Here is an 11,389-nt window from a genome sequence, read left to right on the forward strand (position 1 = left end):
GAGCAAGCTCCCACAAATTCCTGAATGGTGTAAATCCCTGTAAGCCATGTTTTGTGCTTATCAATTCCCCAGGACAGGAACGACAAGTAGTAATCATCTATCTCGAAAGCAATAAAGCTTTCCCCCCACACTTGGTTTGTTTTCCGTGTGTGAAGCTCCCCTACCAAAGTTTGGGTTTCCCGCTCGAGGGGTTTACCGCGTTCCAACAATTAAGTTTCCCTAATTACTCGTCTCTGTGGCACCTTAAGGATCGCTAGCATAGTCTGACGACCTTAGCCTTAAATCCGCCGTAACTCGTTAGAGTCCCCCGGCTTATTTTTTCACCGAGCACGAACACTACAGGCATTGCAGCCTGTGCGAGCATGGACTTTCCTCAGCTATCATAAAGATAGCCGCAATTACTCAGGATTTACACCATATTATATTAGAGTCTATGAGACTCGTTTGTATTGTTACCACTATCAAGTTGTGAACCAAAAACTCTTCTTTCAAGATTTGAAAGACGTTTTAAAATGTCCATGTTTGTTGCACTAGACATTGCTTGGGTTGCAGCAGGTCTTGTAACCTGACTAGCACCGGCAGAAATTCCACCTTGATTAGCAGAAAGTGATACTTGTTTATTTAATTCATCTACTTGAATCCGCAATTTCTCATTCTGATCTGTTAAATCAGAAATCTGCTTGCTATATGATTCATAATCTTTGATGATGTTATCTAAAAAAGCATCAACATCGTTAGGATCATATCCACGCATCTTTTGGCGAAATTCTTTTTGTAAAATATCCTTTGGAGTATAGTTAATATTTTCCATCTTTTCGGAACACCTCATCAATACTTTGCAACAAACTATAGATAATGATACCACACGTCATTCGTCTTGAAAACCATTATTTAAACTTTCAAAGTATTCGTCCGCCGAATTTTGAAGGTCATCAAAGCTAATCATTTTTAATGGGTATGGATGTTTGTCTGCAAATTCTTTTATCCTATTATAATCGTACTGCGTTTTTCCAGGATTGTCTAAATCATAAACCAATAAAGCACTATCTGTGTGGCTAATCATGAATTCTTGGTAATTTTTTAATTGTTTGGGTGATTGATACGGCAAATTACTTACTTCGGCAGTAAAGTCAGCCATGAGCTTGGTTTGATTATACATTGCTTGATTTACCTCATTCCAATTACTACCAAACTCTTTAAATGGCAAAATCATTGCCGTTCTAAACTCTCCTGGATATTCTTCTTTCAATTCATTTGCTGCTTGGATGGTCCATTGTTCAATACCCATTTGACCACCAGTGATGATCCAGTCCACTCCAGATTCAATGGCAGTAATGATCTCCTGTTTTAAAACATAGTCGATCACTTCTTTTTTCTTGTCTTTATTATCAAAGATTCCTAATTCGTAGCCTCGATAACCGGTTACCCATAATCTGCTCAAGTTATCACCTAAATCTATAATTATTTCAAAAATTTTTTCTCTATTGGTATAATATCATTATTAATGTGATATTTTCAGATATATCATATAATGATGTATTATTGGAAGGGATGCTTTATCAATGACGGTTAATTATCCAAGTGGCAAACCATTTGCTGCTTACAATTTAAACAAAAACGCTTTGAAACATCGACCTACTGACTTCTCAAATCGTGGAATGACGCTTGAAGATGAGCTTAATAAAAGCAACCAATATTACTTACGAAATAATATTGCTGTAATCCACAAAAAGCCGACTCCTATCCAGATTGTTTCAGTTGACTATCCCAAACGAAGTGCAGCCAAGATTAAAGAAGCTTATTTTCGTAAAGCATCCACCACTGATTACAACGGTGTTTATCGTGGAAAATATATTGACTTTGATGCAAAAGAGACTCAAAATAAAACATCATTTCCATTAAAGAACTTCCATGAACACCAAATAGAACATCTCAGGATGTGCCTTAAACAAGATGGAATTTGTTTCGCTATTATTAAATTTGTGTATAATCAATCCGTTTTCGTTTTAAAGGCCTCCGATTTAATCCATTTTTGGGATTTACAAGCATCCGGCGGAAGAAAATCAATTCCAAAGGAAACAATCGACCAAATTGGTTATGAAGTTAAGTACGGCATTAATCCTTTAATTCCTTACTTAGATGCTGTAAATCAAATAATGGAATAACTTTTTTATTAAGGAGAAACTTATGTCACAGAACAATCCGCAACACAAAAGTCCTAGCAGAAGATCCCAGCCGAAGAAAAAACGGTCATGGCTTCGTCGGACAATCAAGATAGTTATCTGGGCTATCGTAATTTTATTTGTTTTGGGCGCTGGGTTATTCACCTACTACGCTGCAACTGCACCAAAATTAACTGGCGCAGAATTATCTAGTGATAATTCAACAAAAATATATGATGCTAACAATCAAGTTATTTCCCGATTAGGTAGTCAAAATCGTGATTACGTAACCGCGAAAAACATTCCCAATACATTAAAACGGGCTGTTGTTTCAATTGAAGATCGTCGCTTCTATAAGCATCACGGAGTCGATCCCATCCGAATCATGGGAGCAGCTTTCGCCAATGTCACTGGCTCATCATTGGGCCTTCAAGGCGGAAGTACTTTAACTCAACAACTTGTTAAATTATCAGTATTTTCAACTGCTGCATCCGATCGAACAATGAAGCGTAAGGCACAAGAAGCTTGGCTAGCCATTCAAGTTGAAAATAAATACTCAAAAGATAAAATTCTAGAATTCTATATTAATAAAGTTTATATGGGTAATGGTGTTTATGGTATGCAAACTGCTGCCGAATACTATTTCAATAAACCACTATCAAGATTGACGCTTCCTCAACTGGCAATGCTTGCTGGAATGCCCCAATCACCTACCCTATATAATCCTTACAAATACCCTAAGTACGCTACTGAAAGAAGAAATGAAGTTCTAACTGCGATGGTTAAGAACAAGGCCATCACAAGTGCTCAGGGACAACAAGCTGAAGCAACCAGCGTCAAAACCGGACTTGCTACAACTCATAATAAGACTTCTACCAGTGAACGATTAAGTAAATATACAGACGCTTATTTAAAGCAAACATTGCTTGAACTTAATAAACTAGGATACAAAACTAACAGTGGTTTGAAAGTTTATACTAACTTAGATTTGAACGCCCAAAAGAAGCTTTACAACGTGTCAAACAATGATCCTTCTATCATTTATCCAAGCAAGAGATTTCAAGTTGGTGCAACTTTAGTAGATTCAAATAACGGTAAGGTTGTCGCCATGCAAGGAGCCCGGAAAACTAATGTCTCATTTGGATTAAACCGAGCCGTTCAAACTGATCGTTCATCTGGTTCAACGGCCAAGCCAATAATGGATTATGGTCCAGCTATTCAATATCTTAAGTACCCTACCTACCAACCAGTAAAAGATACACCGTATGTTTACCCAGGTAGTGATAAATCAGTAATGGACTTTGATAATAAATATCAAGGAACCATCACCATGCGAAAAGCATTGGTAGAATCTAGAAATATTCCGGCACTAAGAACTCTAGAAAATGTTGGTGTTCCAAAAGCTCAAGGATTTTTGAAGAATCTTGGTATGTCATTTGATAAGGAACTTGAACTACAAAACGGAATTGGTTTATATGTATCATCAGAGCAACTTGCCGCTGCATATGCTGCATTTGCTAACGGTGGTGTTTACCACAAGCCATACCTAATTAATAAAATCGTTCAATCTGATGGCCAAACTAAGACATTTAAATCTAAAGGTAAGCGAGCAATGTCTCCGGCAACTGCCTTCATGATTACAGATATGCTGAAAGGTGTTATGGATTCAGAAAGTGGTTCTGGTACCGCAGCTAAAGTTGACGGTCTTTATGAAGCCGGTAAAACAGGTACTACTCAGTACCCTGACGACTTCATCAACAAAGTCCCTGCAGATTCGTCAATGGATTCATGGTTCTCTGGTTACACTAAGAACTACTCACTAGCTATTTGGACGGGTTATGATAGGCAATTCTCGGCTAATTCATACATTACCGAGCCCGAGACGACAATAGCTCAACAAATCTATAAGAACGTTATGGGATACGTTTCTGAAGACAAGCCAAACACAGACTGGACTCAACCTTCAGACGTTGGTTCAAATGGAAGTGACAATTATTATGTTGCCGGTTATCCTGGTACGCAACCGGATAACAGTTCTAACCAGACAACCAGTGGCTTTACGATTGACAAGAGTGCTAGCTCTGAAACCGATTCTGTCAACGGAACCGTGACATCACCAAGAAACGATGGCGAAACATCTACTTCAGGTACTACATCTGGTTCTGACAGCGGTGCATCTCAATCAGGAACTACCACTCAGCAACCTTCAGGTGGTTCTGGAAATGGTGACGATGATAATTCAGATTCTTCTTCAGATAACACTTCTAGTGATACTAATAAAGATTCATCAACTGGAACTACTAGCGATTCTTCAAATGGTAATAGTTCTAATGATAATCAAGATAATAACAACAATGACAATCCGGACACGACTAATCAAAACAATGCTAAAGCCAATAACGCAACAGCAGATAGTGTTCAATAATTAAACAATAAAAAGAGAGCTAGGATTAAAAATCCTAGCTCTCTTTTTATTTATTTAAATCAATAAACGGAATTTCAGGCCCATTATAATCTTGATCATTATGGCGGTTATCATTACCAGTCTCGCGATTATTCAAATAATTCTGAATTTGCGTCACTGATTTGAGATTCAGCTTATCCCAATTCAACATGATCCGATCCATATACTTTAAATTATAAACTTGGTTTAAAACCGCTTCTTTTAATGCCAAAGTGATTATCTCAACGGGATAACGATCAATATCTAACCAACCACTGATTGTCTCCATTTCAATTGGTGATAGAGTTCTGCCGAACTCCTTTTCAATGGTGGTAAACAATTCAGATCGACCATTATCATCGGCAACTGGACGAGAAGATTCAACAGCAACTTCATCGTCTATGCTGACTTGCTGGTTAATTAGACTTAATAGCTTTTGATACATCGGTGAAAAATCATAAGCATCAACTCGATCATTGCCACGAGTGACAGTGGTTATCAGCGCATTTTTATGTTCAATCAGGCTATGAAACAATTGATAGATTTTATCTTTAGAAAAACCGGTCTGTGCTGCTAATTTATCAGCATCAGGCATCGGAATCACTAATTCATTATCTCGCTTAATCAAAACATAAATCAGCAACTCGTCATTAGAGACACCCAGCTTAGGATAATTGATGAGCAACAAATTATTGACGCTCGTGGCGCCCTTGAACAGATTGTTTGGATTATTATCAGTCAAAGAAATCACCTCAATTCATCTATTAAGCACCAAATTAATGATTTATGGGTAAATACGGTTTAACAATCTTGGGAATGGAATTGCCTCACGAACGTGGTCCTCACCTGTAATCCAAGTGATAGCTCGTTCAAGTCCCAATCCAAATCCTGAATGAGGAACACTACCATATTTTCTTAAATCTAAGTACCATGAGTATTCTTCTGGATCAAGCCCAGCCTGTTTAACTTGGTCTAGTAAGTAATCATAATCGACGGCACGTTCTGAACCACCGATAATTTCACCATAACCTTCTGGGGCTAACAAGTCAGCACAAATGACAACATCATCACGAGTTGGATGTGGCTTCATGTAGAATGGCTTAATTGCCTTTGGATAATTCATTACGAAAACAGGTTGTTCAAATTGGTCAGCCAAGAAAGTCTCTTCAGGAGAACCAAAATCCACGCCCCATTTAACATCAAAATCATTTTTTTGCAAAATTTCGATGGCTTCATCGTAACTGATTCGTGGGTAAGGTAATTTAGTATATTTTTTAAGTTGGTCAATATCACGTCCAAGTGTTTCTAAATCAGTTGCACAATGGTCGATAACATTTTGAACTAAGAACGCAATGTATTGTTCTTGAATTTCCAAACTTTCATCTTGATGCATGAATGCCATTTCTGGTTCAATCATCCAGAATTCAATCAAATGACGTCTAGTCTTTGATTTTTCGGCTCTAAAAGTTGGTCCGAATGTAAATACCTTACCAAAGGCCATAGCCCCTGCTTCAGCGTATAATTGGCCACTTTGAGATAAGTAAGCATCTCGATCAAAATATTCAGTATGGAATAAATCAGTAGTTCCTTCTGGGGCACTACCAGTCAAGATTGGTGAATCAACTTTAGTAAATCCTTCACGGTTAAAGAATTCGTATGTGGCACGAATTACTTCATTTCTAACTCTCATAATTGCATGAGGTCTACTTGAACGTAACCACAAGTGACGATGATCCATTAAGAAATCAATTCCGTGTTCCTTAGGAGTAATTGGGTAGTCATTTGATTCAGACACAACTTCAATATCTTCAACTTCCAGTTCATAACCGAATTTTGAACGTGCGTCTTCATGAACAACTCCAGTAACCCATAAGCTAGATTCTTGACGAATCTCCTTAGCTAATTCAAAAATTTCTGGAGCAACCTTGCTCTTAACAACTACTCCTTGAAAAAATGCCGTTCCATCACGCAATTGTAAAAACGCAATTTTCCCGCTTGATCGTTTATTAGTCAACCACACGCCAATTTTGACTCTTTCGTCAACGTACTTGGGTGCGTCAATCATATTGATTTCTTTCACGATTTTTCCTCCAACAATTATTTAGTAAAACTTTGCATGTACTCGTTAATTCGAGATACCGCCTCAATAAGATTATCAAGACTTGCGGCATAACTCAACCTAAGATATCCAGGCAACCCAAATGCAGCTCCGTCCACAGTGGCAACATGAGCTTCATCAAGTAACTTTTCGACCAGTTCGCTAGAGGAACTTAAGCCAGCGATTCTAACTGCTTCCTCAACATTTGGGAACATATAAAAGGCACCCTGTGGTTTAACTGCCATATTGAATCCAGGCACATCTTGCAGTAATGGATAAATTTTATTCAAACGGTCTTCAAAAGCTAATCTCATCTGTTCAACGACACTTTGGTCACCAGTTAGGGCTGCAATAGATGCGTATTGACTAACAGCTGCAGGATTACTAGTAGAATGTGACAAAATCGCATTAACTTTACTGATAATTTCTGGGGCAGCTGCGATATATCCAATTCGCCAGCCAGTCATAGAATAAGACTTGGAAAGACCATTCACCAAAATTGTTTGAGCAACGATATTATCATCTAGTTGAATCAATGATGTAAACTCAGCTCCGTTATAAACAAGGCTGCCATATATATCATCTGCAATGATCATGATGTTATGCATGATTGCCCAGTTACCAATGGCTGTTAATTCTTCCTTGGTATATATCGTACCCGTTGGATTTTGTGGTGAATTAATAATCAATAATCTGGTGTTCTTAGTAACTGCTTCATTCAAAGTTTCTTCAGTGATTTTGAACTCATCATTTGTCGAAACCATGACAGGATTTGCTCCTGCTAGAACAATTTGTTGTTCGTAACTGACCCATCCCGGTTTGGGGATCAATACTTCATCCCCTTCATCCACTAATACCTGCATCAATGTGTACAGTGCCATTTTGGCACCATTAGTCACACTAATGTTATCAGGAGAATAGAAGACATCAAAGTCTGCCTTGATTCGTTGAGAAATGGCATCCTTCAGTGCAGATAAGCCACTGGCTGGAGTGTAAAAGCTAGCTTTACCAGAATTTATGGCCTCTATCGCTGCCTGATCAATTGAATCAGGTGTTTGAAAATCTGGTTCCCCGATACCTAAATTAATGACATCGATTCCATCCGCAATCATCTGCTTAGCTTTATTGGAAACTTTCACAGTTGCTGATGGCTTAACTGCCAGTGAACGTTTAGAGAATTTCATATCAAATGCCCCCTTTAAATGTTTTGAATTAGTTGTTTAATTGTGCCTGTTTTGTAGTTTAGCGTGGCAAAACATAGTTTATTTTGCTTGTTCATATAACTGACGATCCAATAAGGTTTTGATTGAATCAACGTAATTGCAACACTGTTGATTTTCTTAGGATGTTGACGCTGCTGAATAAGTGTTTTAATTTGATTGGCACTCATCCCCGCCTTTTGGTCAACTACCGTTACCTTGCCACCTTTTTTGGCAATCACGGCATAAATAGCTTTACCACGATTATCATTTCCAGCAACCGTATAGTAAGTTTGTTTACCGAGATTTTCGCTATAAAATCCAGTAACCTTCCCCATCTTGGCTGAATTTTGCGCAATTTCAATCGCTTCAGTTTTAGCATTAGCAATTGGTGATTCTGCCTGATGAAAAACAATAAAGCCGCTGAATAGTATAACTACCACAACGATTGCAGTAATAATCCAGATTCTGCGGTTAGACTTCTTCATTCTTCGTTGACGTTGCATAATCTTACTCCCATCACTTTTTGGATATTCTCATAGTATATCAAATATTTACCAACCGATTTTTTCCAACTAACGTTTTTCATAAAAACTTAGCATTCTTAAAATCGATTCATCTAAACTACCAGTTTCCACAGGAATGGTGCTATCCATATTAGCCATCATGATGGTCCCGTAGTGTTTAGAAACAATACGAGAATCCAAGACGAATACTGTCCCAACATCATCCTTAGTCCGCAATAGTCTGCCAATTCCTTGTCTCATCTTTAACGTCGCGTTTGGCAAACTGATGGAATAAAAAGGATTTTGCTTGTTTGCACGTGCCCGTTGGTACAATGCACTATTGTATGGGTCAGTTGGCACATCGAATGGTAACTGAGCGATTATTAGGGTTTCCAATAAATCTCCTGGGAAATCAACTCCTGACCAAAAAGTCCCTGTACCCAGCAATATCGCTGGCTCTTGTTGGCCAAAGGTCCGACTGATTTTGTTAGCAGTTCCGTTGACTCCTTGCGCCAAAACATTATGGTTCTCAGTAAAACCATCTTCGGCCATAAAATGATAAGTTTTTCTAATTGCCTCTAGCGAATTAAACAACACCATCGTTTGTCTAGGAGAGTTTTTATATATTCTCTGAATTGAATTTCCTAAGTATTTAAAATACTCATCACTATTTACTTGTTTGTCATCAGCAAAGTTATTTACTAAGAACATTTTCGCGTTAGTCGTATCTTTAAAATCATTTTTCAAACGTTTTGATACTGTTTCACTCCGGTCTAAACCTAGAGTATCAAAAATATACTTAGCTTTTCTGGAAGAAAATATGGTGGCACCGGTAAATGTCGGCTGAATAAAGTGGTCATAAACCGTATTTTGTAAATAACGATTAGTTTCAAATAGTGCCCAATTAAAAGCTAAACTCTCGTAATTTGAAATGTCTTTTACTGTGATCCAGAAGACTTGCTCGTCAAAATGATTGATATATAAATTGATCATCACAGCCAAATCACTGAGTCCTGTAATCAATTTGGTTAACTGATTTAGCCAATTGTCTATCATTTGCTTATCCGACTCTGCTGTGGTTTGGCTATTTACCTTTAATTCTCTTTGGAGTTTTTTACTGAGCTTACCAAGTTTTTTTATCTGTGGTTCGATCTCATTTTTTAAATTGGTCAATAAGTCTAAGTACCCGGTGCGATTATGAGCATCAATATTAACACTTAGCTCAGTATTAGCGCGTTTATAACTTGCGTTAGCAATGACTTGACTAAAAATCGTCGAAAATGTTTCATTAACGCTAGCTCTAGTTGAACTTAAGAGCCAGACGATTTTTTGTTTTAAATTATTTAGTGTCTGGTTATTATTAAATAACTCGTCAGTCAAAGAATATCTCAATCCCATGGATGAGCGATCAAAATCAGCTAATAAGTTACCTAACACGATTCTCTGTTTATTCTCGGTACGGACAACATCGAGAAATTGATGAGTTTCATCAATACATAGATATGGCTTTTCCGTCATCTTAGCAAATGACTGCCAATTAGATAACAAGTAATTATGATTCACAATTAAGAAATTAGCGCGCTTGGAATTTTGAATGTTAAATCTAAGAAAATCATCTTCATAGAATGGATTGCTTTTACTCAATTCATGAATGCTGCGATGATTGATTGACTCTAACAATGAATTTTGTTCGCCATTTAGATGTAGTTCATCCAAATCGCCGGTCTTAGTCATCGTTAACCAAATCAAAATTTGGGCCTTTAAAAACACATTATGCGGATGAGCTTCAGCGTTATATAGTAATTGCTTAAATCTACTAAGGTCAATATAGTGACTGCTTCCCTTCATAATGACCGTTGAAGTTTTAAACGGCAGACTTTCATTGATCATTGGAATTGTCTGATCTTTTAACTGCTGTTGTAAATAATTCGTCGCTGTACTAATAACCACTTGACGATCCCCAGCCAGATATGCAAAAGGCAGACAGTAACCTAAACTTTTTCCAATACCGGTTGGAGCCTCAATAATCAGATTCTTAGGCTCTCTGTGACTACTTTCAGCATAATTGTTGTAGATCATGTTCATCATCGTGTTTTGCTGAGGACGAGATTCCATGTTATCTGGCAAAAGTTTCTTTTTTTGTCGCTTATTTTTAGGAAATTCAAATTCAGAATGTTGAACGCTCTTCTCAATTAATTCTTTATTTCTAAGAACTAGTCCATCAACGATGTGTAAATAATCCGCCAATTTGGGAGCAGTTGCTTGAGAACGATTTTTACTATCTCTCTGTTGTAAGACCATTAACGTATCTAGAGGCAGTTTCGGATTTAGACGAACAATCTGTGACAAAGTCATCGCTGGTAATGCTTGCAGTTGTTTAAATAGCACGATCAACAATCTGGCTGTTGCATAAGCATCCCCATTTGCTGAATGCGGATGATCATGAAAAATATTAAAATATTTACTCATATCTGATAGTCGGTAGCTAGTTAGTGTGGGTAATAACAACTGGCTTAACGTAACGGTATCAATTGCAGTTAAGTCTAACTCGGGATAGCCCACCCGTTGAAATTCACTATTTAAAAACGGAAAATCAAAATTAACGTTATGCGCCACAAAAATAGTACCGCTAAGTAGCTTATAGATTGTCCCCGCTAAAGAATCAAAAGACTGTGCCGTGTTGACCCTAGTTTGATCAATTCCAGTTAACTGAGTAATTCTGGGCGACAGAGTTTGCTGCGGATTGACGTCCGTTGTAAATTCATTGATTATTTGATTGTCTTGAACCTGGTAACAACTAAACTGAATAATCCTGTCGTCACTATTCGGGTCCGTCCCAGTCGTCTCAATATCGACGACCGAATATATCGAATGATTGTCCATTAAATTCACCGTTACTTTTATTTTCGCTTATTTACTAAAGTCTATAATACTACATTCTTAGCTTCATTAGCTAGTCTACATAAGTTGTTACGAAACAT

9 protein-coding genes and 1 other RNA gene are annotated in these 11,389 nt (G+C 37.6%); 2 read left to right on the top strand and 8 right to left on the bottom strand.

The window, feature by feature from the left end; genetic code table 11:
• Window positions 1-35: 35 nt before the first annotated feature.
• The 3 genes from rnpB to O0236_RS05365 form a co-directional block, all read right to left on the bottom strand.
• Window positions 36-410, bottom strand: an RNA gene (gene rnpB, locus O0236_RS05355) — RNase P RNA component class B.
• Window positions 411-424: 14 nt separating this feature from the next.
• The gene (gene gpsB / locus O0236_RS05360; protein WP_268913078.1) at window positions 425-811 is read right to left on the bottom strand and encodes a cell division regulator GpsB; all 387 of its coding nucleotides are present in this window, start codon (window positions 809-811) and stop codon (window positions 425-427) included.
• Window positions 812-868: 57 nt separating this feature from the next.
• Window positions 869-1,441 (bottom strand): DUF1273 domain-containing protein, encoded by a 573-nt coding sequence (locus O0236_RS05365; protein ID WP_268913079.1) that lies wholly within the window; start codon window positions 1,439-1,441, stop codon window positions 869-871.
• Window positions 1,442-1,562: 121 nt separating this feature from the next.
• Here O0236_RS05365 and recU point away from each other — a divergent pair, with 121 nt between their 5' ends.
• Entirely contained in the window at window positions 1,563-2,165 is a 603-nt protein-coding gene (gene recU / locus O0236_RS05370) for a Holliday junction resolvase RecU (RefSeq protein WP_268913080.1), read from the top strand.
• A 22-nt stretch (window positions 2,166-2,187) separates the two neighbouring features.
• The gene (locus O0236_RS05375; RefSeq protein WP_268913081.1) at window positions 2,188-4,587 is read left to right on the top strand and encodes a PBP1A family penicillin-binding protein; all 2,400 of its coding nucleotides are present in this window, start codon (window positions 2,188-2,190) and stop codon (window positions 4,585-4,587) included.
• A 46-nt stretch (window positions 4,588-4,633) separates the two neighbouring features.
• Here the strand turns inward: O0236_RS05375 and O0236_RS05380 are convergent, their stop codons facing one another.
• The 5 genes from O0236_RS05380 to O0236_RS05400 form a co-directional block, all read right to left on the bottom strand.
• Window positions 4,634-5,347, bottom strand: a complete 714-nt coding sequence (locus O0236_RS05380; protein WP_268913082.1) for a DnaD domain-containing protein — start codon at window positions 5,345-5,347, stop codon at window positions 4,634-4,636.
• Window positions 5,348-5,389: 42 nt separating this feature from the next.
• Complete coding sequence (asnS, locus tag O0236_RS05385) at window positions 5,390-6,685, bottom strand: asparagine--tRNA ligase (protein ID WP_268913083.1); 1,296 nt, start codon at window positions 6,683-6,685, stop codon at window positions 5,390-5,392.
• Window positions 6,686-6,702: 17 nt separating this feature from the next.
• Window positions 6,703-7,887 carry a pyridoxal phosphate-dependent aminotransferase gene (locus O0236_RS05390; protein ID WP_268913084.1) on the bottom strand — a complete coding sequence of 395 codons (1,185 nt, stop codon included), beginning with the start codon at window positions 7,885-7,887 and terminating at the stop codon, window positions 6,703-6,705.
• A gap of 14 nt (window positions 7,888-7,901) precedes the next feature.
• On the bottom strand, window positions 7,902-8,408 hold the full coding sequence (locus O0236_RS05395) for a DUF5590 domain-containing protein (protein WP_268913085.1): 507 nt from the start codon (window positions 8,406-8,408) through the stop codon (window positions 7,902-7,904).
• A gap of 69 nt (window positions 8,409-8,477) precedes the next feature.
• The gene (locus O0236_RS05400) at window positions 8,478-11,291 is read right to left on the bottom strand and encodes a helicase C-terminal domain-containing protein (RefSeq protein WP_268913086.1); all 2,814 of its coding nucleotides are present in this window, start codon (window positions 11,289-11,291) and stop codon (window positions 8,478-8,480) included.
• Window positions 11,292-11,389 lie beyond the last annotated feature (98 nt).

The sequence above is a fragment of the Lentilactobacillus sp. SPB1-3 genome (assembly GCF_026913205.2).
Classification (GTDB): domain Bacteria; phylum Bacillota; class Bacilli; order Lactobacillales; family Lactobacillaceae; genus Lentilactobacillus; species Lentilactobacillus terminaliae.